General features: G+C 57.8%; 24 protein-coding genes. 6 read left to right on the top strand and 18 right to left on the bottom strand.

Translation table 11 applies throughout. From position 1 onward, the window contains the following. Positions 1-2: 2 nt before the first annotated feature. On the bottom strand, positions 3-1,253 hold the full coding sequence (locus K5R88_RS26835) for an AAA family ATPase (RefSeq protein WP_223453182.1): 1,251 nt from the start codon (positions 1,251-1,253) through the stop codon (positions 3-5). A 439-nt stretch (positions 1,254-1,692) separates the two neighbouring features. Here K5R88_RS26835 and K5R88_RS26830 point away from each other — a divergent pair, with 439 nt between their 5' ends. The 4 genes from K5R88_RS26830 to K5R88_RS26815 all read left to right on the top strand — a co-directional run bounded on the left by K5R88_RS26830 (position 1,693) and on the right by K5R88_RS26815 (position 5,147). Then, positions 1,693-2,199: a BRO-N domain-containing protein gene (locus K5R88_RS26830; protein ID WP_223453181.1), complete on the top strand. Its 507-nt coding sequence runs from the start codon at positions 1,693-1,695 to the stop codon at positions 2,197-2,199. A 603-nt stretch (positions 2,200-2,802) separates the two neighbouring features. Continuing rightward, positions 2,803-4,026, top strand: a complete 1,224-nt coding sequence (locus K5R88_RS26825; RefSeq protein WP_223435962.1) for a type II and III secretion system protein family protein — start codon at positions 2,803-2,805, stop codon at positions 4,024-4,026. 119 nt (positions 4,027-4,145) lie between these two features. After that, the gene (locus K5R88_RS26820) at positions 4,146-4,859 is read left to right on the top strand and encodes a tetratricopeptide repeat protein (protein ID WP_008029716.1); all 714 of its coding nucleotides are present in this window, start codon (positions 4,146-4,148) and stop codon (positions 4,857-4,859) included. A gap of 18 nt (positions 4,860-4,877) precedes the next feature. Then, positions 4,878-5,147 (top strand): DUF3613 domain-containing protein, encoded by a 270-nt coding sequence (locus K5R88_RS26815; protein ID WP_008042349.1) that lies wholly within the window; start codon positions 4,878-4,880, stop codon positions 5,145-5,147. 214 nt (positions 5,148-5,361) lie between these two features. On the opposite strand, the gene K5R88_RS26810 is transcribed toward K5R88_RS26815, so the two are convergent. The 13 genes from K5R88_RS26810 to K5R88_RS26750 form a co-directional block, all read right to left on the bottom strand. Beyond that, positions 5,362-6,324, bottom strand: coding sequence for a type II secretion system F family protein (locus K5R88_RS26810; protein ID WP_008042350.1), 963 nt, complete (start codon positions 6,322-6,324; stop codon positions 5,362-5,364). 29 nt (positions 6,325-6,353) lie between these two features. Next, positions 6,354-7,340 carry a type II secretion system F family protein gene (locus K5R88_RS26805; protein WP_226298683.1) on the bottom strand — a complete coding sequence of 329 codons (987 nt, stop codon included), beginning with the start codon at positions 7,338-7,340 and terminating at the stop codon, positions 6,354-6,356. After that, positions 7,337-8,770, bottom strand: a complete 1,434-nt coding sequence (locus K5R88_RS26800) for a CpaF family protein (RefSeq protein WP_008029707.1) — start codon at positions 8,768-8,770, stop codon at positions 7,337-7,339. The genes K5R88_RS26805 and K5R88_RS26800 overlap by 4 nt, the downstream gene beginning before the upstream one ends. A 3-nt stretch (positions 8,771-8,773) precedes the next feature. Continuing rightward, positions 8,774-9,994: an AAA family ATPase gene (locus tag K5R88_RS26795; protein WP_226298682.1), complete on the bottom strand. Its 1,221-nt coding sequence runs from the start codon at positions 9,992-9,994 to the stop codon at positions 8,774-8,776. Next, on the bottom strand, positions 9,988-10,482 hold the full coding sequence (locus tag K5R88_RS26790) for a TadE family protein (RefSeq protein WP_008029703.1): 495 nt from the start codon (positions 10,480-10,482) through the stop codon (positions 9,988-9,990). The genes K5R88_RS26795 and K5R88_RS26790 overlap by 7 nt, the downstream gene beginning before the upstream one ends. Further along, on the bottom strand, positions 10,482-10,961 hold the full coding sequence (locus tag K5R88_RS26785; protein ID WP_008042353.1) for a TadE/TadG family type IV pilus assembly protein: 480 nt from the start codon (positions 10,959-10,961) through the stop codon (positions 10,482-10,484). Before K5R88_RS26785 ends, K5R88_RS26790 begins: the two co-directional genes overlap by 1 nt. 8 nt (positions 10,962-10,969) lie before the next feature. Then, positions 10,970-12,316 (bottom strand): TadE/TadG family type IV pilus assembly protein, encoded by a 1,347-nt coding sequence (locus K5R88_RS26780; protein WP_226298681.1) that lies wholly within the window; start codon positions 12,314-12,316, stop codon positions 10,970-10,972. Positions 12,317-12,389: 73 nt separating this feature from the next. Beyond that, on the bottom strand, positions 12,390-13,208 hold the full coding sequence (gene cpaB, locus K5R88_RS26775) for a Flp pilus assembly protein CpaB (protein ID WP_226298680.1): 819 nt from the start codon (positions 13,206-13,208) through the stop codon (positions 12,390-12,392). A 15-nt stretch (positions 13,209-13,223) separates the two neighbouring features. Further along, complete coding sequence (locus K5R88_RS26770) at positions 13,224-14,558, bottom strand: AAA family ATPase (protein WP_226298679.1); 1,335 nt, start codon at positions 14,556-14,558, stop codon at positions 13,224-13,226. Positions 14,559-14,560: 2 nt separating this feature from the next. Then, positions 14,561-15,091, bottom strand: coding sequence for an A24 family peptidase (locus K5R88_RS26765; protein WP_008029694.1), 531 nt, complete (start codon positions 15,089-15,091; stop codon positions 14,561-14,563). Positions 15,092-15,120: 29 nt separating this feature from the next. After that, positions 15,121-15,312, bottom strand: coding sequence for a Flp family type IVb pilin (locus K5R88_RS26760; protein ID WP_223435968.1), 192 nt, complete (start codon positions 15,310-15,312; stop codon positions 15,121-15,123). A gap of 153 nt (positions 15,313-15,465) precedes the next feature. Continuing rightward, positions 15,466-15,657 (bottom strand): Flp family type IVb pilin, encoded by a 192-nt coding sequence (locus tag K5R88_RS26755; protein ID WP_226298678.1) that lies wholly within the window; start codon positions 15,655-15,657, stop codon positions 15,466-15,468. A 151-nt stretch (positions 15,658-15,808) separates the two neighbouring features. Further along, complete coding sequence (locus K5R88_RS26750; protein WP_008042358.1) at positions 15,809-16,000, bottom strand: Flp family type IVb pilin; 192 nt, start codon at positions 15,998-16,000, stop codon at positions 15,809-15,811. Positions 16,001-16,407: 407 nt separating this feature from the next. Between K5R88_RS26750 and K5R88_RS26745 the strand changes: the two genes are divergently transcribed. Beyond that, on the top strand, positions 16,408-17,277 hold the full coding sequence (locus K5R88_RS26745) for a response regulator transcription factor (RefSeq protein ID WP_226298677.1): 870 nt from the start codon (positions 16,408-16,410) through the stop codon (positions 17,275-17,277). 80 nt (positions 17,278-17,357) lie between these two features. Here the strand turns inward: K5R88_RS26745 and K5R88_RS26740 are convergent, their stop codons facing one another. Then, the gene (locus K5R88_RS26740) at positions 17,358-17,543 is read right to left on the bottom strand and encodes a hypothetical protein (protein WP_008029684.1); all 186 of its coding nucleotides are present in this window, start codon (positions 17,541-17,543) and stop codon (positions 17,358-17,360) included. A 416-nt stretch (positions 17,544-17,959) separates the two neighbouring features. On the opposite strand from K5R88_RS26740, the gene K5R88_RS26735 reads away from it, so the two are divergent. Beyond that, positions 17,960-19,585, top strand: a complete 1,626-nt coding sequence (locus tag K5R88_RS26735; protein WP_226298676.1) for a glucan biosynthesis protein D — start codon at positions 17,960-17,962, stop codon at positions 19,583-19,585. A 92-nt stretch (positions 19,586-19,677) separates the two neighbouring features. Here the strand turns inward: K5R88_RS26735 and K5R88_RS26730 are convergent, their stop codons facing one another. The 3 genes from K5R88_RS26730 to K5R88_RS26720 form a co-directional block, all read right to left on the bottom strand. Next, positions 19,678-20,784: an NADH:flavin oxidoreductase/NADH oxidase gene (locus tag K5R88_RS26730; RefSeq protein ID WP_008029680.1), complete on the bottom strand. Its 1,107-nt coding sequence runs from the start codon at positions 20,782-20,784 to the stop codon at positions 19,678-19,680. A 233-nt stretch (positions 20,785-21,017) separates the two neighbouring features. Further along, entirely contained in the window at positions 21,018-22,727 is a 1,710-nt protein-coding gene (gene recJ / locus K5R88_RS26725) for a single-stranded-DNA-specific exonuclease RecJ (protein ID WP_226298675.1), read from the bottom strand. 58 nt (positions 22,728-22,785) lie between these two features. Beyond that, entirely contained in the window at positions 22,786-23,328 is a 543-nt protein-coding gene (locus K5R88_RS26720) for a YaeQ family protein (RefSeq protein WP_007944886.1), read from the bottom strand. Between the last annotated feature and the right edge of the window lie 132 nt (positions 23,329-23,460).

The following is a 23,460-nucleotide window of genomic DNA, read 5'->3' as shown; positions in this document are numbered from 1 at the left end:
GGTCATCCCCGCCTTATCAGCGGTAGACCGCGGTATCGACCCTCAAAATAGAGTTTCTCGACGTCCTCGCCTTCTCGCCCCTCAAAATCGTGAACCGAAAACAGATCGGTTGAACCATTGGCATCGCGTTCGGTGATCCAGTACTGATCGCGTCGAAGCGTCTTGGCATCCATCAAGTGTGTGTCGTGAGTAGTGAAAATCAACTGAGTGTCCCGCCCGCTGTCCAGGTGTTTCTCAATCAACTCCGCGACGATGGCGGGATGAAGGCTGCTGTCCAGTTCATCGACAGACAGCACCCCGCTCCCGTCTGCGTGATTGATCATGAACCACGGTAACCAGAACCCAATCAGGTTTTTGGTGCCGCCCGACTCCTCCGAAAAATCGAAATCGGCTCTTCCCAAAAGACTTGTATGCGTCAGGGTCACTTTGTCTTTTTGTGCCGCAGCGAAAAACTCCTTAAGCGTGAGTTTTTTGTCAGTCGGGACGGAGTCCGCGTCGGTATTGAGCTGAATATTGGTCACCGGGATATCCACTGCTTTTAGAAAGTCTCGTAAGTCGCACGTGTAATTCGACGCCATCTGCAGAAACCTGATCGATGCGGCAGACAGGCCAATCATGTTGTTCTGCTCAATCACGAGAAGGCCGGTTTGAAACCAGCTGAACGGCCGACGCAACTGCGTCAGCTCTTCGCTGCTGTTTGCAACGGCCTGCGAAATAAAAAGCATCTTGGGGCTGGTCAGGCGTTGCCAGGCTTTATGCACTTCTTTGCCGCCCTCAAGGCTTGGGCCGAAAACATACTTCTCACCCTCCTCATCGAAACGACGTTCATACAGCAGCGTTTCTTTGCCTTTTGGGTATGAAACCAATTGCTCTTCGGTTATCCGCTGTGCCGTCATCCGCAGAACAAACCGATAGCGAAGCCCACTCTGGATGAAGTTGTATTCAAAGAAGCTGGGGGCGTTTTTGAGTTGCGAGTCGAAACGAAACGGTGATACCGGGAGAGCTTCGTCATTTGACGAGCCTGAAAAAGCGAGCAAATGGCCCATGATTCCCATGGCCCGGACCAGCGAAGATTTGCCTGACGCGTTGGGTCCGTAAATAGCGGCCACTTTCAACAAGTCAGGAAGCTTTTCTCCCTCTACGGGAGGCTTGAACACGTTACGTTTTTTACTCAGGCGCGGCGTTGCGGCCATGGATAAGGTTTTCTTCTCACGGAAGGAGCGGTAATTGGCCACTGAAAATTCGATCAACATGCAGTAAACCCGCAGTTCATGACTGAAAGCGGAAAACCTATAGGAAAAACTAGCTGTGCGGCGAGGTGCCTCTGCACTTCAAGTAAAAACAGGAAATTCCTACAGATCGAGCCTCCCTGAAAAGACTCTGATTCCTACGACAAGCGTCGCCAGAGTAGACTTGTCGCCGCGAGCGCCTGACCGATAGGCTTTGTCCCGTCGCTGCAAAATCAGCGATCCGGAGTCGAAGCCGGGAAATGTCAGAACGGTGCTTACGCGCCCCCATAGAACTGTGGCTGCTTTTCTATCCCCAGTTCTGCTTTATGGCGGGCCGTGTGGCGCGGGCCTTTCGGCTTCCGTTTTGACCTGGAAGTGTCCCGACTTCGAACGCCACTCGGTTCGCCACCCAACCTGTCGAAGGGTTGGTGGTGACTTTCCATTTCAAAACGGAATTCAAGTCATGTCAGAGCACACAAAAAACACACCCGCCTCCTGCTTCACCCCAACCATCTTCCCCCGCCACAACCGCTTCCTCCACGCCATCATCCAAGCCAACCAAGCCTGGTTCTGCGTCCATGACCTGGGACGTTTGATGGGCCGCCCGCTGGACCAACGACTCACCCATAAACTCGATCCCGATCAACGCCGATATGTCTGGCTGCTGAAGAACGGCAAAACGGTCGAATCGCTCATGGTCAGCGAGTCCGGAATGTACGCATTGCTGGTCCACCATTTCATCCCGGAAAACCGCAACCTGCGCCAATGGCTGAGCAACGAAGTCATACCTGCGCTACGCGAGTCGAACGCGGCATCCGTCGAAAACATTCCAAGCTTGAGTTCGTTGCAATGGGGCGGCCTCTCGGTGCCGCTGCTGCACTGGCAAGATTCGGCGTGGATCAAGTGGCGGGATATGCCGGATCTGGTGCAGGCGCAACGACCGTTTCCGATCATGGGCATTTGCAGTTGAAGGCAGGCTGAGACATGAAAAAGGCCCGTTCTGACTGACTGATGGGCCTTTTTTTTGCCTTCATTTCCCCCTCGGTATCAGCCAATCGCACTGCGCTACGACCTTGCCTGCACCGCTCACCCACCTGCCTTTCTACAGCTTTTGCACCCATGGTTTTTTTTAAAATCATGGCACTTTGGTTTGATTGAACTACCGTCAAACAATAAGAAGTCATAACGGCTCCAGTTTCCAAGTTAGCTTCAATGATCAGATTGGCAAAAGGAGTTAGCTCACTATGATCATGGCAGGCGTATTCCGGCTCTGTACCTACATGGCCGTTTACTTTTCGGGGGGGCAGGTCGGCGGACAGTAGCGTCCGTAACTGCCAGCGTCACTCTGGCGCGCAGTCCAGGTAACCGCCTCACTAAAAACCGTTTTAGCAAAGGTCGCTCGCTGTTCAGCCCGGTCAGCGAACTGCGCCCGCTCGTGTGTTGCACGCAAGGAATAACGCCAAAGCCATCGATAAGTGGTGTGGCGCATTGGGGGGGATAGTCCGATCCCCGTGAAGTGATCAGAGACAACTTTGTCTGCCTATAGATGGCCTATCCAGTGAGGATGCATTAAATGAGCCTTCGTCCCGCGCCCGCTTTCAAGAAAATTATCCATGGCCTGTTCTGGACGGGCCTCAGCGTGAATGCGGCTCAGGCCGCACCTGCCAATTGTTCGCAACTGGACAGTTGGTCGACAACGTTCGAGGTCGGTCAGGGGTTGCAGAATGAACTGCGCAGCCCCGTTCCGGTAACGCAACTGGCGGTGGGTGACCCGAAAATTGCCGACGTGCAACCCAGCGGCAACAACGCGTTCATACTCACGGGCATTGCACCGGGGACCACCAGCCTGATGGTCTGGACTGCCTGTTCGAAAACGCCGCGCCAAAGCATGGTGTTCGTCAAAGGTAAAGCCACATCGGCACTGACCAGCGTGCCGTCGGTGCCCTCCGACGACCCGCTGCTGCCGAGCCAGGTACAGACCGATATCCGTTTCGTCGAAGTCAGCCGGACCAAGCTCAAGGAAGCCTCCGCCTCGATTTTCGGCATCCGTGGCAACTTCCTGTTCGGCTCGCCGAGAACCTTGCCCACCATCGGCGGCATTGTCACGCCCGCGATACCGGTGAACAACAACAACTTCAACCTCACGTTTGCTACCGGCAGTACCCTGGTGGCACTCAACGCGCTGGAAGGCAGTGGTTTCGCCTACACCCTGGCGCGGCCAAGCCTGGTAGCGCTCAGCGGGCAGAGTGCGAGCTTCCTGGCCGGCGGTGAAATACCGATTCCGGTGCCCAGTTCAGGCAGCGATAACGTGTCCATCGAGTACAAGGAATTCGGTATCCGCCTGACGCTGACGCCGACCATCGTCGGGAAAAATCGTATCGCGCTGAAGGTGGCGCCGGAAGTCAGTGAACTGGACTTCACCAACGCCGTGAGCATCGCCGGCACGATAGTCCCGGCCCTGAGCGTGCGCCGTACCGATACCAGCATCTCCCTGGCCGACGGCGAAAGCTTCGTCATCAGCGGCCTGATCAGCTCCCGCAACAATTCCCAGGTGAACAAGTTTCCGGGGCTGGGCGATATCCCGGTTCTGGGCGCATTTTTCCGCGACAACACCATCAACCGTGAAGAGCGCGAACTGCTGATGATCGTCACCCCCCATCTGGTCCAGCCACTGGCTGCCAATGCAACACTACCGTCATTGCCTGGCGAACAGCTGCGCAATTACGACCCGAACTTCTACCGCATGTTTTTCCTGGAAAATGGCGACTTCGACAGTCTCAGCGGTCTCTCGCAATGATCCGGAGCCTGAACCAGACTCGCCTCGCCCTCACTCGTAACGGTGACGTTGAACGCCTGCCGGGCCAGCTTCATTGCCATTGGCCGGGCGTTCAACATGTTGTAGCCAGAGGACATACGATGAAAGCAGTCATTGCAATAGCGACGACGTTAATGCTCGCAGGTTGCGCCAGTAATGGCCTGACTTCGCGACCGCCCAGCTGTGCCAAGCCCGGTTCGGAGCAGGAACTGGCCCTGAACCTGGCCGACAACATGGCCGACGAAGGCCGTTTGTATGCCAGCCTGGCGAATCTGGAAGGTTTGCCCGATGACCTGGTCCAGGTTCGCCTGCGCAAGGCTCGGGTGTTGCGCATGATGGGGCGTAGCGGCGACGCGCAGCCGTTGTACGAAAGCTTGCTCGGCACCTGTCTGACGGCTGAAGGGGAACATGGCCTGGGCCAGTTGGCCGCCGCCAAAAATGATAACGCCTCCGCTGCCACTCACCTTGAGCGTGCGGTGAAGATGGCCCCCACCGACGACAGGATGCGAAATGACCTGGGGGTCGTCTACCTCAATCAGCGACGGATCCCTGAAGCACGCTTTGAGTTCATGACCGCCATGGAGCTCAAGCAGGCAAACACATTGGCGGCACTCAATATGGTGACGCTGCTGATCTACCAGGATAACTGGAAGTCGGCTGCTGACCTGGTGACCCGCGCCGACTTGAGCCCCAAGCAAGTCGCCGAAGCTCAAACCCGCGCGGAAAAACTCAAGGCCTCCGCCAAAAAAGTGGTGGCTACCGAGGGGAATCGCAAGACGGAAGTAGCCGATGCCTCTTCCAGTGCGAACAAGTAGAACGTACGAGGAATCGAGATGAAGACCAAAAGGCTGTTGATCGTGTGCATGGCTTGCCTGTCCACCACTGCCTGGGCTATTGAGCCGGGCCCCTCTTCGCCGTACCAACAAGGCACCGAACAGTGGTTGCAGTTGCAGATTCGAGGTGTGGTTGCCTCCCCTAATCTGCAAACCGCTTCGGCCGCCGAACGTGAACTGGCCATGCAGCGCTGGCTGAATAGCTTCAACTTCCCGATTCCGATGTTTTTTGAACAGGATGCTGGGGGAGATATGAGTAGCGGCAACTGAGGCATGTCGATGGGTGATCAGCCTCTGGCGTAGTCCAGAGTAGCCTGGCTGCAAAGCCGGGCTTGATGTCGTGTTCAGGAAAGTAGTCTCTACACATTATCCAACCCTGGTTGGATGATCCCGCGGCGGGAAATGTGTGGGTCCATGACAGGAAAGTGCAGATCAGGCTCGGGGGGCAAGGCCATCGCACTCGATAGCCTCCGCCCGTTTGACCTCACCCGAATACTTTGAGTACACCGATCATGGCCGGGCCGATAGCGACCAGAAAGAAGCTCGGCCACAGGCAGAAAATCAGCGGGAATATCAGCTTGGTACCAATTTTCGCCCCCATCTCTTCGGCGGCCTGCGTACGCCGGTCACGGAATTCATCGGCATAGATGCGCAGGGTATCGGCCACGCTGGTACCAAAGCGGATACTCTGCGCCAACAGGCTGACCAGCCCTTGTACGTCATCCAGGCCAGTGCGCACAGCCAGTTGTTTGAGCGCCGCGGTACTGGAAATGCCCGCGCGGATTTGCGCATTGACCAGGGCCAGTTCTTCAGCCAGTTCGACCTGACTGACCGACATCTCCTCAGCCACCCGTTCGATCGTCGTAGGCAAGGCAAGGCCCGACTCCACGCACACGACCATCAGATCCAGCGCATCCGGAAACGCGGCACGCAACCGACCTTGTCGCAACTGCTTGCGCTTGGCGACATACAGCGCTGGCAGCAACCATCCGATACCGGCTGCCAAGACCACCACCAGCAACCCCATGGCCAGGGAAACCCTGGGAATCATCGGCAATAGCAGCAACGTAATACCGACTAATAACAGCGGCGTCATCAAGCGCACAGCCCAGTACATCTGCACCGCTGAAGAGGAACGGTACCCAGCATGCGTCAATAAAGTCTGGGTGACTGAGGTCTGAGCCGATTCGGCCGAGGCAAAGCGCTGGCCGACCCGTTCCAGTAACAGTTGCAGATTACCCGGGGCTTCTTGCCCGGCGGTGTTGCCTAAATGACCACGCTTGATCAGCGCCAGACGACGCTGCACCGGATCCTGAAGCCCCAAAATCAGCAAGCTCACGGCGACAACTGCAAGCACCGTACTCAAACCGATCGCGCCGAGGAACAACAGGCGCGCCACCTCCTCGCTTCCCGTGACCCGACTGAACAACCCGAGCAAAAAGTCCATGACCTGTACCTCCCGGTAGCGAAAACCGCTTAAACCTGAATCCGAATGATTTTGCGTATCCAGAAAATCCCGAGCAGCATGGCGAAAAACGCCCCGATGATCAGTTTGTGGCCTATGGGATCATTGAGCAGCACAGGCATGTAGGTGGGGCTTGTGACAACGATCGCAATCGCCAGCACGAACGGAATCGACACCAGCACCCAGGCTGACATCCGCCCTTCGGCCGACAGGGTCCTGACCTTGCGCTGGAAGCGAAAACGCCCGCGGATCAGGCGACTCAAACGCTCCAGCACCTCGGTCAGATTACCGCCGGTCTCGCGATGGATGAGGATTGAGGTCACCAGCATCATCACCGTCATGCTCGGCATCCTTTCCAGCAGGCCGAGCATGGCCCGACGTACATCGTTGCCATAGTTGATGTCCGCGAAAGTCAGGCCAAACTCCTGAGCGACCGGCCCCTTATGCTCCTCGCCGACCAGGCGCAGGGTTTCGTTGAACGGGTGCCCGGCGCGCAGGGCACGGCAGATTGCATCCAGTGCATCCGGCAGGCCTTCCTCAAACCCGGCGAAGCGTTTGCCACGGTCACGAGAAATTTTCAGCAGTGGTAGCCAGAACGCTCCGAAGCCCGCCAGCAACGCCATCCACAGGACTGACGAGATCATCCAGATCGAGAAACCTGCACAGGCGCCCAGGAACAGCCCGAGCAACAACACCCGATAAGCACGATATTCATGACCGGACTGCTCGATCATCTGGGTCAGGCTCGCCATAAAGGGCAACTGCTCGAGCATGGCCTCCAGCGGCGTCAAGCGCGTCAGGTACTTCTGTCGCAACACCGTCTGCATATTGGGCAGGTTGTTGGCTTTCTCCAGAACGTGCAAACGGCCGCGGATACGCTTGCGCATCTTGCCGGCCTCGCCGAACACCGGCACCACCACCCCCTGAGACAGGAGGAACACAGCGATAAACACCATGCCGAGGAACATCAGAATGAATTCACCAGGAATATTGTTCATGACTGCCGTGCCTCCATCCATTCAGGCCTGAACATCGTAAGCGGCAACTCGATGCCGCGCTTGGCCAGCACATCGCGGAACGCGGGGATCATGCCGCTGGGCCGGTAATCACCAAGCACTTCGCCGTTTTCGCCCATGCCATGGCGCACGAAGGAAAAGATTTCGGTCATGGTGATGATCTCGCCTTCCATGCCGTTGATTTCCTGCACGCTGACCAGTCTGCGCTTGCCATCCTCTTGGCGTTCCAATTGGATCACCACATCAATGGCCGAAGCGATCTGCTGCCGCATGGCCTTGATCGGAAAGGTCGCCCCGGTCATCGACACCATGTTCTCGACTCGCCCCAACGCATCGCGTGCGGTGTTGGCGTGGATCGTGGTCAACGAGCCGTCGTGGCCGGTGTTCATCGCAGTCAGCATGTCCAGCGCCTCGACGCCGCGCACTTCGCCGATCACTATGCGGTCCGGACGCATCCTCAGGCTGTTGCGCACCAACTCCCGCTGGCTCACTTCGCCACGGCCCTCGATGTTCGAAGGCCGGGTTTCCAGGCGCACCACATGGGGTTGCTGCAATTGCAGTTCGGCCGAATCTTCGATGGTGACAATCCGCTCGTTTTGCGGAATGAAACTGGACAGCACATTGAGCATGGTGGTCTTGCCGCTGCCGGTACCGCCGGAAATCAGCACGTTCAAGCGCCCACGGACAATCGCCTTGAGCAGCAGGGCAATGGCCGGGGTCAACGTCCCCACCTGGATCAGACTGTCGGTATTGAGCAGGTCCACCGCAAAGCGCCGAATCGACATGCTCGGGCCATCGATGGCCAGCGGCGGGATAATCGCGTTGACCCGCGAACCGTCCTTGAGCCGGGCATCCACCAACGGCGAGGACTCGTCGATACGCCGACCCAGGCTTGAGACGATACGGTCGATGATGTTCAACAAATGCTGATCATCGCGAAAACGCACATCGGTCCGTTGCAGTTTGCCGAAGCGCTCGACATAGACCGAGGCAGAGCCGTTGACCAGAATGTCGGACACGCTGTGATCGGCCAGCAACGGTTCCAGAGGCCCGAGGCCGAGCACCTCGTCGGTGATCTGCTTGATGATCAACTGACGGCTGACGGTACTCACCGGTGCCGAATGCTCATCGAGCAGGCGCTGGCAAATATCGCGAATCTGCCGAGCAGCCTCGGCCTGTTCAAGGGAGTCCAGCAAGGACAGGTCCATGACTTTGAGCAACTGCTGGTAGATCTTTTCCCGCCACTCCGCCTCCACCGGGGTGACCTGGCTTTTGGTTTCGTAAAGAACGTCTGGTGCCACACGTTCCCACGCCATTATTTCCTCTGGCGGATCCAGCAGATCGTCGCCCGGTTGGGCAGCGGCGGGTTTACCAGACTGTTTGCGCAAGCGGTTACGAAAGTCGCTGATCATGGTTCATCCCCCGAAAACACGGTTGAAGGCGCGTTTGAACAAGCCTTTGTTGCCGGCTACTTGCTGACCGACCAGGTCCTCGGTCATGTCGCGCAGTGCAGTAGTAATTGCTGCCCTCGGCGCATGCAGCCCCAACGGCACGCCAGTGTTCTGACTCTGGCTGACCAGATTGAAGTCGTTGGGTAATTTCGACAGATTGGTGCAGCGTAACGCCTCGCCGACATCTTTAAGGCTGATCGCTGCGGCCTTGTCATAACGGTTGACCACGATCTGCAATTGATCCCCGCGCACACCCAGGTCATCGCGAAGAATCCGCACCAGAGAGCTGGCATCGCGCAGATGACTGACGCTCTGTTGCACCACCACGTACACCCGATCCACCTGCTCCAGCACAGAACCGGTGAGGTGATCGATTTGCCGCGGCAGGTCGACCACCACCCAGCCATAGCTGGCGCGGGCCAACTGCAACAGGGTGTCAAGTTGCTCGGGTTGGGCATCCTGTGGCAAACACAGCTCACCGGCCCGACCGCCCAGCACATGCAAGGTCGGGCTGAAGTGACTGCAAAAACCGCGTAACGCGACGCTGTCCATGCCGTTGACCTGATGCAACACCTCCAGATGGCTGTGCGTCTGCGCCACATCCAGATAATGCGTCACGCTGCCAAATTGCAGGTCCATATCCAGCAGCAGGGTACTGCCGCCTTTCATGCTGAGCTGTTGTGCCAGGTTGCAGGCCACCAGGGTTCCGCCGGAACCGCCCTTTGCGCTCATCACGGCGATCAATTTTCCGTCAGCCCCACTGCCGCTCCGAACCTCCGTGACCAGCCGATTCATGGCAGCGACCAGTTCGGTCTCGGCGATGGGCTCCGGCAGCACGTCCCGGGCACCGGCCTGCATCGCCAGGCGCATGGCTTCCTGTTCGCTCAGCAGCCCACACACCAACATCGGCGGACGCTCATGGGCCGGGTGTTGCAACAGTGCCGACAATTCCTCGCGCCACAGGTGGCTGACGCGCAACAGCAACAGATCGGGCATACGGTCCAGACTGTAGAGCGGGTCAACATGCCCATTGCTCACCAGGCGAGTGCTTACCTCCAGGCCAGGCATGCGCTGACAGACACTCTGCAGATCGCGTAAAGAGTTGGCATCACGGCTGCTGATCAGCAACCGCAACCCGGTTTTGCCAGTCGAACTGGCAATCGGCGTTTCCTTCATATTCAGCATGGTGTGATCTCCCCGGAATCAGAGTGACGCCCGAGACTTTCGCGTGGCAACGTTGCCCTGAATGCAGGCAAGGTAATGGGCACGCCGAACCCGGGAATAAACAGATTGAAAACGAAGTTTTGCAGACTCAACTGGACATAGCGGATGGCACGAAAGCCGTTTGCGCTGACCAGGTCAGCTGGGTTGGCCACCAGGGCGCCATTTGCGTCCAGGTAGGTCAACGTCAGATTAGTGGTGGCCAGATTGCTGATCAGCTGGCTCGTACCTGCGTCGGTCGCAGCATTGAAGATTGCCCGCCGCAACACCACCGGATCGCTGATATTGCAGACGGCTGCCAGGCGCGCACCACGGCGCGCGGCCTCATCCAGTGCGTTGACCGTGAAGTACAGGCGGCCCATTTCCAACACGCCGAACAACAGCGTGAACACCAGCAGACCAACGAAGGCGAACTCCACCGTATAGATTCCGCGCATGTGTTTTCTATTCATCACAGTGCCCTCATCACGGTAGTGGCAACCAGGGGAATGTTCAGCGCAATCTGATTGCCAAAAAAACCCGGAATCGAGCCGGCACAATTGCCACTGCCAATCACCGGGCAGAACGTATAGGTGATGGTGACTCGCACATGGTCGGTGCCCACCGCGGCGACGACCACGTTGTCAGGCGTCAACCCGGACAACACAGCGGTGCCGGTGTTGGCAGGCACGCCATACACCGCAACGTTTTTCGTCTGGGTCTGCAGCGCATTGCTCAGAGAGACCGCACCCAGCGTCGAGTCCCAGGCGTGGTTTGCGACAAAACGGTCGGCATCACGGCTGGCCTGCAGCAATACGTTGTACTGATAGAGCATGCGGCCGATCTCACCGAGGCTCAGTAACAGCAGCAACAACACCGGCAGGACGAGGGTGAATTCCACCATGGCCAGGCCTTGCTGGCGCTTCGGATGTTTAAACGCGTGAAGTCTCATGACGCCTCCTATGAGTCAGTGCTCGGAGTACCGCTGCCGTTGAGATAGGTTTTGTAGAGCTGAATGATCTGTGGGCCGGAATCGGTTGACGGCGTAGGGCCGGCCACGTTGTCGCCTTCGCACTCCTTCACGAACTGCCCGAAGATCTGAGCGTCCCCGCCACCGCCATCCATTGGTTGCACCACGTAATAGCAGCCAAAACCGAGGACAGGGATCGAGGTTGAACCGCCTTGTTTGCCAGTGCAGTTGCCCACCACAATTTTCATCATCCGGCGCTCGAACACGCCATGGCTCTCACAACCACTGCCAGACCCTGCCACACACCCGGCAACGCTCGTGCGCCAGTCGTTGTAGTCAAATATCGCGTCGCCGCCCGCCGTGAGATTGCCGTTGCTCGAGGTGACGGTTTTCCCTTTGTACTTCGCCTGTGCCGGTGTGACCGAGTCGTCGTAAGTGATCGCGGGGTTGCTGGACTCGGTCACCATGTCCGGCGGATAGTCCGAGGCACTGACCGGGCCGTTGTAGATGCCGAAGCGTGTGTTCAAGCCTTGGGAGGTAGGGCCGACCTTGTTGCCAGGTGCGGTCTGGACGTTGTCCCCCACAGTGCGGCAGACCTTGCCACCTCCGGCCAGATCCTCCCTGACCGTACTGCCGCCCGAACCAAAATCGAGCAACTGAAAATTGCCTGGACCAATGGGCGACGAATTGCCGGCAGCCGTCTTCAATACCTGCAAATCACCAAACTGGAAGCCCCAGAACACGCCGGCGCCAGGGTTGTATTGAGTCGGGTCGCCACAGACCATCAAAGGTGCGAGATCACAAGGACTGGTAGGGCTGGGTCCGGCAGTGGCGATTGCCGCCACCGCTTTGGCCCCCAGACCGCCAGAACCGAATACCTGGGCGAAGTTCCAGAAAAAACCGGTCAGGTTATAGCTCGGTACCGATACCCGAACGTATTTGGCATTCGCTGGCCCGGGATAGGAGAACGGCCCATAGACACTGCTTGCCAGTTCCACCACCGCGAATGTGGCTGCGTTGCCACCAACTGCCGTTGCCAATTCTGTGTTGCCCGTGGCATTCGCATTTTGCGTCAGCGTATTGAGTGCGGCAGTGCGCGTCGTACTGGCAATATTGACTCCACCTTCCACCTGACTCAGGGTTTTGGCACCACTCAGGGCCGCGGCGTCCACCGCATTCTGCAAGCGCGTTTTGTTCAGCATCATGTGCCCGCCGTCCAAAGCCAGTGCGGCCACCATGCCAATCATCGCCAACGCGATCACCATCAATACACTCACCGATCCTTTCTGGCGCCTTGGCGTCGCAGTGAACGGCTGCTGAATACGACGATTCATCATCAAGCCCTCATTTGCCAATACTGATGCGGATCGGCTCCGCCAAGACCTGGTGTCCAGGACCTGTTACGCCCTGTCAGCGAATGTTGACTACTTTGGTTTCGACCCCGCGGATGACGGTGACAGCCCCACCACTTTCGCCGCCGCTGCGTTGCACCACGCGTTTTGGCACCGTGGCGGTGGCCACCGTCATGACCGGTGCGACAGGCGCAACAGGTGCAACGGCCGCGATTTTTTTCTCGGAGTTCAGCGGATTGCGCAAGGTCAATTGCAGTTTCCCTTCCGTTTGCGCCGTGACCAGGGTTTCAGCCTCTGCGGTCGTCATTTCCAGCGTCACTGCACGCACCACCACCGGTTGGGTCTTGTCGGTACCTGCCGTCTGGTCCACCGCCAATACCCGCAAGTTCTCGAGGATGGTCCTGGACACGGCGCTATTGCTGCCGGCACTGGTGGTTTTGGTCGCGAGTACATCGACCCGGTTACCCGGCAACAGGAACCCGCCCACACCGACCACATCGTCCACCCGTACCGAGATGGCACGCTTGTCTGTCGCAATCAGCGAAGCCAGGGTGCTGCCACCCAAGTGCTCACTCAGACGCGCACCGCGCACAATGTCGCCCTTCAGAATGTCGAACGTTGCGATCTTGCCCACAGCCTTTTCGCTCAAGTCGAAGGCGTCTTCCGGGATCGTATCCATGGGCATGCGTACGGTCGTGACCTGCTGAGCCTCGACCATCTGCCCGAATGGAATCTCTACTGTGGCGACCACTACGCTTCGAAGGTGATCATCCGGGCTGGCATTGAGCCGGGCGCTCAGCCAGGAGTCGGCCATCCATGCAGCACCAAGGCCCATGACCAGGGAAACGCCTATCAGGGAAAGAGTACGAGAGCTCATGTCAGTATCTCCGTATCAAAGAAAGTCGAGCTGGACGAAGTAGTTGTGCCAGGCCCATTCCAACTCTTGCGGTGACAGTGGTCCGGAACCGCCCATGTAACGTTGACGATCGAGCGCCATGCTCAGGAGATCGCGGGGATGGCAAGGCACCAGAGGCATGCCTTCACTTGCATAAAGCCTTTGCAGCACATAACGCACCAGCAACTGGTCATAAGGCACGCCCAGACGCTCGCTTTCCTGACGCCAGATCTTTTCGTACTCCTCAGGCTTCAGATAACCGAATTGCAGCTTGTAGCCAATCCGGCGAAGAAAGGCCTCATCGGCCAACTCCAGGGGATTGAGGTTGGTGGAAAACACCAGAATCAGATCGAACGGCAGCTCGCAATGCCGACCGCCGCCCAGGTTGAGGAAATCGCACTTCTCTTCCATCGGGACGATCCAGCGATTCAACAGCTCGGCGGGTGCCATGCGCTGACGCCCCATGTCATCGATGATGAACAGGCCATTGCTGGCCTTGAGCTGCAAAGAAGCCTGGTATTGACGGGTGTTAGTGTCATAGCGAACGTCCAGTTGCTCCATGCTCAACTCACCGCCAGTGACGACGATCGGGCGTTTGCAGCGCAGCAATCGACGGTCGATCCCTTCGCTGAGCATCAGATTGTTCTGTTGAACGTTATCTTCGAACCGCTGATGCACTTGCGGGTCATAGATCTCGATCACGGACTCGTTGATGACGATGGCATGAGGTACCCAGATGGCCTCGGTGAACAGACGGATCAACCGACGGCTGATGTAGGTCTTGCCAGTACCCGCGGGGCCATAAATCATAATGGCGCGCCCGGAGTTCATCGCCACACCTAACTGATCGAGCATGCTGTCGGTAAGCACTACGCCAGCAAAGGCATTGCGCATATCGTTGGCGTTGATGCGACCATGGTGAATGGTTTGCAGTTTGATCAGGGACCGGTAGGTGTCCACCGGGAAGGGTGCCGCACCGATATAGCCACTGCGGGACAAGGCATCGCGGGCGGCGCTGCGACCGCGTTCGGTCAGGCCATAACGCAGCATTTGCCCACTTGTCGTTTGCGACCCCAACTGGCCAAGCACTTCGACACGACCGTCCTTGCGCAGAAACGCCAGGACTTCATCAAGTACGGCGCCGGTCAGCGCCAGGCGCTCCACCAGCCGCGGCATGTCCAGCACGCCAGCGTCATACAAGTGCTTGCATACCAACTCACCGAGGAAACTGTCTGTCAGTCCAGTTTCGCGGATTGTGCACGGCTGGGGAGCCAGTCGTTGCACCGCGCCCCGAGCGCTGGGGTAGGCATCACTATCGACAATGATGTGCATGACTAGCCTCCGAATCCACCGGCAACCAGTTGCCAGTAGACGCTGATTAAAGTGCCTATCAATATTGCAATCGAATAAGGGAAAGGCTTGCTGGCTACTTCATCTGAAGTTGGCGCCAGATAGGCCTGCGCCTTCAGAATCAACCAATAACGTCCCAGGGTCTGAAGCAGCTGGCCGCGATACAGCACAATCAAAAAACCGCACACGCCACCGGCTATCAGGCTGAACAAGGCAGCCCACAATGCAAAATGGAAGGGTAAAAAGCTGCCGACCATGGCCATTAACTTGACGTCGCCGGCGGCCATGCCACCCAAGGCGTACATCGGCAGAAACAGTGCAAAACAGACCAGGATGCCCAACAGGCTGTCACCCAACCCGCTGACGCCACCTAAATACATTTGACCGCCCAGTCCCAGGGCAAGGCCCAACAGGACCAGCATGTTGGGAATGCGGTGGCGACGCAGATCGCTCACCACCGCCACGCCCAATAGTCCTAGCAGTAAAACAGTCATTACCAACAATTCCATGGACATGGCGCGTCCCCCCCTAACCGGGATTTTCGTTAGCAGGCAGCACCTTTGACCGCTGCGCAAAGTGCTGTAATCCTGGTGTTCACCTCGGCACCCAAAAGAATAAACATTGCGGCAACCGCTACCGTCACTAATCCACCGGCCACGGCGTATTCCACAATTGTCAGGCCATCTTCATCTTTGGCGAACTTTGTGATTGAAGTTCTGATTGTTAGCAGGTTCATTTTTGTATACCTCGCTTCAGCCGTGATATGGATCAGAAAGTACGTTGGCGGGGACAGCGTGAAGTCTATTGAGTTGCCCGGTCTATCAGAGGAACTGTAAAACTGGTTGCTCTATGGATATCACCGCGCCCCCACCACAACGAGTGGTTGTCATCAGCAGGCGGCACCTTTGACCGCAGCGCACAGTGCTGTGATCCTGGTGTTCACGGCGCCACCCAAAAGAATAAACATTGCGGCAACAGCTACCGTAATTAAGCCACCGGCTACCGCGTACTCCACAATGGTCAGGCCATCTTCATCTTTGGCGAACTTGGTGATTGAAGTTCTGATTGTTTGCATATCCATTTTTTTGTACCTCGTTTCAGCGGTCATACGACTCAGAAAATACATTGGCGGGGTCTGCGCGAAGTTCATTGAGTTGCCGGTCGATCAGAGAAACTGCAAAACCGGCTGCTCCGTGGATATCACCGCGCCCCACCACAGTGGGTTACTGTCATCAGCAGGCAGCGCCTTTGACCGCAGCGCACAGCGCTGTGATTCTGGTGTTCACCGCGCCACCCAAAAGAGTGAACATTGCGGCAACAGCTACCGTGATTAATCCGCCGGCCACCGCGTATTCCACAATGGTCAGACCGTCTTCGTCTTTGGCGAACTTCACTACCGAAGCCTTGATTGTTTGCATGATCATTTTGGCCACCTCACTCAAATGTTGTGTTTCTGAGGCAGAACTTTCTGTGCTGCCTGATGCAACCCTAGTCAGTAAGCAGGCATAGGCGTTAGGAGGATTTTGCACATCGTTAGGACTTTTTTGCGCAGCGGCCGGATACGGTTCATTGGCCTTTGCAGAAGTCGCGAGAGGGGTAAACAAGGCATTGAAACGCAACGGCAATTGCCATTGATTCAGAAGCGACAAGTGGTTAAACCCGGGTTCGTCGACAACACACCCGCAAACACTCGGCCCGGGCAGCCTTCCAGGAAACACATAGATCGAACAGATCTGTAATTCGTCGTTTTTATAAGGATTCAATCTGCAAAGTGATGGCGTATTGGCAATACTAGCGAGTAGAGAGTCAATCAGACCTGCCGAGTAGAGACATGACGTCCAATTTGACCAAAAGGCCATCGCTCCTATGGTTCGATCTGACTCATGATCGATCCACGAAAGAACTCATCGCACAGTTCGAGGGTACCTGCGACTGCAAACTGGCGAAAAACTCCGCGCTGCCCATCGGGGAACAGGCGGACATGATCTGCATGCATTTCGATCGCCCCGACACACCAGGCTTGAGGCTGTTGCTGGAGATCAAACGCAGCACACCGGGCATCCCGATCACCATGTTCACCGTGCAACACTCAGAGGAACTGGCCGTCTGGGCCATGCGTTCCAGCGTCTGGGAATACATGGTGCTCCCGCTCTCGCTCACAGAGAAGAGTCGTTACCTGACTGCTGTAGTTCAGCTCTGCGAGCTGCGCCGAAATGTGACCGACCTGCGCAAGACGATGCTGATCGACCACTCCCCAACCCTGCCGGACAGCATCCGGCTGACCTCAGGGCACCAAAAACACCAGGCGCTGAGCAATGTCATGCTGTACATCGAACAGCACTTTCGAGACAGCATCGATCAAAGGGATTTGGCGCAGCGCTGCGGCATGACGACATTTCGCTTCAGCCGCCTGTTCAAGGAAGCCAATGGACTTGGCTTCACGGATTACATCTTGAACAAGCGCATGAACTTCGCCAAAGAGCTGCTCGACAACAGCCAGATGCCTATTACCAGCATCGGCTATGAGGCCGGCTTCAAGGATCCGTCCTACTTCGCTCGTGCCTTCAAGCAGTTCGCAAACTGCACGCCCAGTGAATACCGCTTGGCACGTCAAGTCAGAGTGACTGCAGCAGCGCAACTGGCGCAGGATGAAAATATCACTGAAGCGCTCGAAAGCCTGATCGAAAGCCTCAGCGGTTGATCGGCACCCGCAAGATTGCGCCCATGCCGGGCGCACATGAAAAAGGGGCAGACTTCACAGTCCGCCCCTCGGCTTCTTACTCAAAACCGCGAAACACTGCGCATCGCATCCACCAGATACCGCATCGCAATCCGGTCGTTCTCCGACAACTCGCGATACCGCTCCACCAGCTTCAACTCCTCGGAGTTAAGCCGACGCCTTCGCCGCCCCATACCCAGGCACGGAAAGATCCCCAACATTTCAGTGATGCCTTGTACTTTCGACATGGACGATGTCCCTCTCTACGTCAAAAAGAAAACTGCAAAAACCGCATCGCCCTACCCTTTTTCAGCGGTCACCTCGTGCCAACTGAATCCCACCGGCCTGAGGGCAGAAACCGGTTATGCCCATAGAATAGGAAGTAAATTGGCGCTGAAAAGCTGTTTTTAGAGTAATTAGTCAAAAAAAGCAGAAATGCCGCATAAATCAGAAATCTCTGTGGGAAACGTTTACCGGAAATGTCTTGTTTCATAGCGGTGCCACTGCCACGCCATCAATCATTTTTGCTCTGCCACCGAACGGTTTAAGCTATTTGGCATCTGTTTAAAGTCCGTTGCGTTTGGCCGAAGGCATGTCCGAACCTCCATTTCTGATCCAGCACGTGCCAGGAACGGCGCGGGATTGTTCACGACAGGTTGTACTTATGCACCGCAGGAATTTGCTCAAAGCGTCCATGGCCATCGCTGCCTACACCGGTTTGTCCGCCTCCGGCCTGTTGGCTGCGCGGGCCTGGGCCGGAAATGGCACGGCTGACGGCGAGGCACAGGCGTTCGATTTCGAAGCCCTGAAAATCCAGGCCAAGCAGCTTGCCGGCAACCGCTATCAGGACACCAAGCAGGTGCTGCCGCCGACCCTGGCGACCATGACCCCACAAAATTTCAACGCGATCCGCTACGACGGCAATCATTCGCTGTGGAAGGATTTGAAAGGTCAGCTGGACGTGCAGTTTTTCCACGTCGGCATGGGTTTCAAGCAGCCGGTGCGCATGTACAGCGTCGACCCCAAGACACGTCAGGCGCGGGAGGTGCATTTCCGCCCTTCGCTGTTCAACTATGAAAAAACCACGGTCGATACCAAGCAGCTCACGGGCGACCTGGGTTTCTCCGGATTCAAGCTGTTCAAGGCCCCGGAACTGGACCGGCACGACGTGCTGTCTTTCCTCGGCGCCAGTTATTTCCGTGCGGTAGACGCCACTGGCCAATACGGCCTGTCGGCGCGCGGTCTGGCGGTCGATACCTACGCCAAGAAGCGCGAAGAATTCCCCGACTTCACCAAGTTCTGGTTCGAAACCCCGGACAAGGACAGCACCCGTTTCGTGGTCTACGCCCTGCTGGACTCGCCGAGTGCCACCGGTGCCTACCGTTTCGATATCGATTGCCAGGCCAGTCAGGTCGTCATGGCCGTCGACGCCCACATCAATGCGCGTGCCGCCATCGAACAACTGGGCATCGCACCGATGACCAGCATGTTCAGCTGCGGCACCCACGAGCGGCGCATGTGCGACACCATCCACCCGCAGATCCACGATTCGGATCGCCTGGCGATGTGGCGTGGCAACGGCGAGTGGATCTGCCGTCCGCTGAACAACCCGGCGACCCTGCAATTCAATGCCTTCGCCGACACCGACCCGAAAGGTTTCGGCCTGGTGCAGACCGACCACGAGTTCGCCAGTTATCAGGACACCGTCGACTGGTACAGCAAGCGGCCGAGCCTGTGGGTAGAACCTACAACCGCATGGGGCGAAGGCTCTATCGATCTGTTGGAAATTCCTACAACCGGCGAAACCCTGGATAACATCGTCGCGTTCTGGACCCCGAAGAAACCGGTCGCTGCCGGTGATTCCCTGAACTACGGCTACAAGCTGTACTGGAGCGCTTTGCCGCCGGTCGGCACGCCGCTGGCGCGGGTCAACGCAACCCGTTCGGGCATGGGCGGCTTCACTGAAGGTTGGGCCCCGGGCGAGCATTACCCGCCAGTCTGGGCGCGCCGGTTTGCGGTGGACTTCACCGGCGGCGGGCTGGATCGCTTGCCGCAAGGTACGGGCATTGAACCGGTGGTGACGTGCTCCAACGGCCAGGTCAAGGATTTCAACGTGCTGGTGCTGGATGACATCAAGGGCTACCGGATTACCTTTGACTGGTTCCCGACCAATGACAGTGTGGCCCCGGTGGAGCTGCGGTTGTTTATTCGCACCAATGACCGGACGTTGAGCGAGACCTGGTTGTATCAGTATTTCCCGCCGGCGCCGGAGAAGCGTAAGTACACCTGAGGGCGAAGACTGCAGCACAGTCAATGAATATCCCTCAGACAAACAAAAGCCCCGATCACATCGATCGGGGCTTTTTGTTTTCACAACGCTACTCAGTCACGCAAATCCGACTCATGAATCGGCTGATCCCGATGCGTCGCGCGTTGATACTGCGCTGGCCAGATGGCCTTGTGTCCACCCAAATCATCATCCGCATGCAATGGCCAGTACGGGTCGCGCAGCAGCTCACGGGCGAGGAAGATAATGTCCGCCTGACAGGTGCGCAGAATGTGCTCGGCCTGGGCTGGCTCGGTGATCATTCCTACGGTGCCGGTGGCGATGCCTGACTCCTTGCGCACTCGTTCGGCGAAGCGGGTTTGATAACCGGGGCCTGTAGGAATTTCCGCGTTGACCGCCGTGCCGCCCGACGACACATCGATCAGGTCCACGCCCAAATCTTTGAGGCGACGCGCCAGTTCAACGGTTTCATCCGGATTCCAGCCGTCTTCCACCCAATCGGTGGCCGAGACCCGTACGAACACCGGCAATTCCTCAGGCCACACCGCACGCACCGCTTCGGTGACTTGCAGCACCAACCTAATTCGATTCTCGAACGAACTACCGTATTGATCGCGTCGCTGATTGCTCAAGGGCGATAGAAATTGATGCAACAGGTAACCATGAGCCGCGTGAACTTCGACGACTTTGAAACCGGCGATCAGCGCCCGTTTCGCTGAATCAACGAACGCCTGGATGACCTCGGCAATTTCACTCTCATTCAGCTGCTTCGGTGGTGTGTGCTGTGGGTCGAACGCAATGGGCGAAGGACCGACCGGCGTCCAGCCGCCATCTTCAGGTTTGACGCTACCGTGCTTGCCGATCCACGGCCGATGGGTGCTGGCCTTGCGCCCGGCGTGGGCCAGTTGAATACCGGCGACAGCGCCTTGGGCGGCGATGAAACGCGTGATGCGTTGCAGGGGTTCGATCTGTTCGTCATTCCACAAGCCGAGGTCTTCGGCGGTGATGCGTCCATCGGCGGTCACCGCCGTGGCTTCAGTAAAAACCAGACCGGCCCCGCCGACAGCACGGCTACCGAGATGGACCAGGTGCCAGTCATTGGCCAGGCCATCGACACTCGAATACTGGCACATCGGTGACACCGCGATGCGGTTGAGCAGGGTCAATTGGCGAAGGGTATAGGGTTCAAGCAGCAGACTCATGGGGCACCTCTCGAATCAGTGGGCAGGCTCCAGGGTTCTGTTTGAAAGTCGACGAGTGACAGGAAAAAGGTGCAGCACCCGCCCCCGCGGGCAAAAAATTCGACAAGACGTCACAAGGAAAATCAAGCAGTGCTTAGAGCCTAGTCGACATTGACGGTTGAGGGAGGGTTCCGAGAGATTCGTCGTGAGGGACATCGCCTTCGCGGGCAAGCCTCGCTCCTACAGCGATAGCGTCAACGCGGTTCTATGTGAGCAATCATCAGTTGAACCGTCTCATTCCCGCGAAACTCGTTAAGGTCGAGTTTGTAGGCCAGTTCCACCCATTTGATGGTCGGGTTCGGCCAGATATCGCGGTCGATTCCAAACGCGATGCCGTCCAGTTTCACCGAACCGCATTCGCTTTTCAGCACAACTTTGAGGTGCCGTTCGCCAACAACCCGCTGTTCGACCAACTGGAATACGCCATGGAACAACGGCTCCGGGAAGTGTTGCCCCCAAGGACCGGCATGCCGCAACGCACGCGCCAGCTCGAGGTGAAATTCTTCGACGGCCAAAGTCCCGTCCGACAGCAGTCGCCCGGTCAGGTCTTCTTCGCGCAATTGCCTACGCACTTCAGCGTCAAAGGCTTCGGCGAACAGCGGAAAATTCGCTTCCGGCAAGGTCAAGCCTGCCGCCATGGCGTGGCCACCGTACTTGCTGATCAAATTTGGGTGCTGAGCCGCCACCACGCTCAATGCGTCGCGAATATGGAAGCCCTGCACCGAACGCCCCGAGCCCTTGAGCATGCCATCGCCTGCATCGGCAAAGGCGATGGTCGGACGGAAATAGCGCTCTTTCATACGCGAGGCGAGGATGCCGATGACACCCTGGTGCCACTCGGGATCGAACAGGCACAGGCCGAACGGCATCGATTCCACCGGCAAATCCTTGAGCTGGGCCAGCGCCTCGCGCTGCATGCCCTGCTCGATGGATTTGCGATCCTGGTTCATGCCGTCCAGTTGGATAGCCATTTCCCGAGCGAGCCCGGCGTCTTCGGTGAGCAGGCATTCGATGCCCAGGCTCATGTCATCCAGTCGCCCCGCCGCGTTCAGGCGCGGGCCGACAATGAACCCAAGATCCGTGGACGTGATACGCGCATGATCACGCTTCGCCACTTCGAGGATCGCCTTGATCCCCGGCCGCGCACGTCCGGCGCGGATTCGCTCCAGGCCTTGGTGGACGAGAATCCGGTTGTTGGCGTCCAGTGGCACCACGTCAGCGACGCTGCCGAGGGCCACCAGGTCCAGCAATTCGCCGATGTTCGGCTGCGGCCTGCTCTCGTACCAGCCGAGGCTGCGCAGGCGCGCGCGCAGGGCCATCAGCACGTAGAAGATCACCCCGACGCCGGCGAGTGCCTTGCTCGGAAAACCACAGCCTGGCTGGTTGGGATTGACGATGGCATCGGCCAGCGGCAATTCATCGCCCGGCAAGTGGTGGTCGGTGACCAGCACGTTGAGGCCAGCCTTTTTCGCCGCGGCCACGCCTTCAACGCTGGAGATGCCGTTGTCCACGGTGATCAGCAGCTGCGGCGTGCGGGTCAGCGCCACCTCAACGATTTCAGGCGTAAGGCCGTAGCCATACTCAAATCGGTTCGGCACCAGATAATCAACGTGAGCCGCGCCCAGCAAGCGCAAGCCCAACATGCCCACGGTACTGGCCGTCGCGCCGTCGGCGTCGAAGTCGCCGACGATCAGAATCCGCTGACGCTGCTCCAGCGCGGTCACCAGCAAATCCACCGCGGCATCGATGCCCTTGAGCTGCTGGAACGGAATCAGCCGCGCCAGGCTCTTGTCCAGTTCAGCCTCTGAAACCACGCCCCGCGCCGCGTACAGACGGGTCAGCAGCGGCGGCAGGTCACCGAGGAATGGCAGGGTGTCGGGCAACAGGCGAGGTTCGATGCGCATGGGGTGACAGGTACTTCTCTTGAATACGTAGGATAAAACCGGATGACGTGGCGAAAAATCAGCCGCGTTCGCCGCTCAGCCACTGCAACTGGACTTCGTGCTGACCACGGTCGTCGGTGACGAAAATCGTCCCTTCGCTGATCATCACGTCCCACTTGATAACGCGCGGCATGTCTTTGGCCAGGGTTTCGAGGACTTCCTGCGGCACAGCAGCGATGTGCACGTTTTTCAGGTTCTTGATCGCCGGGATCACTTTGGTTTCCCAGACGCGCAAGCTGCCATAGGCCAGCAGGCTGGTGCGTTCGGTGCGACGCGAGCACCACGTCAGGCGGTCGGCGTCGGGCTGACCGACTTCGATCCAGTGCAGGACGCGATCATCCAGGCTTTTTTCCCACAGGGCGGGTTCATCCACGTCTGACAGACCACGGCCAAACGACAGCTGCTCGTTGTACCAGAAGGCGTAGGCCAGCAGCCGCACGGTCATGCGCTCTTCGGTTTCCGAAGGGTGACGGGCGATGGTCTGCTTCACCGTCTCGTAAACGCTGCGGTCGAGGTCGGTAAGGTTCAGTTCAAACTTGTAGGTCGTGGACGGCTGGGCCATGAACGGGCTTCTTGATACGTGGAAAGGCGGCAAGTCTAACCGATGCGGCAGGCTTCGCGGCCATCAACCTTGAGCGACTGACGGCGGGCTGTGCTAAAACGCTCTATCAGCCAAGCCTTTGTCCTACAGGAT

Source organism: Pseudomonas sp. MM213, from assembly GCF_020423045.1.
GTDB lineage: Bacteria > Pseudomonadota > Gammaproteobacteria > Pseudomonadales > Pseudomonadaceae > Aquipseudomonas > Aquipseudomonas migulae.
The sequence above is the reverse complement of the archived record's forward strand: the minus strand, read 5'-3'. Positions and strand labels throughout refer to the sequence as shown.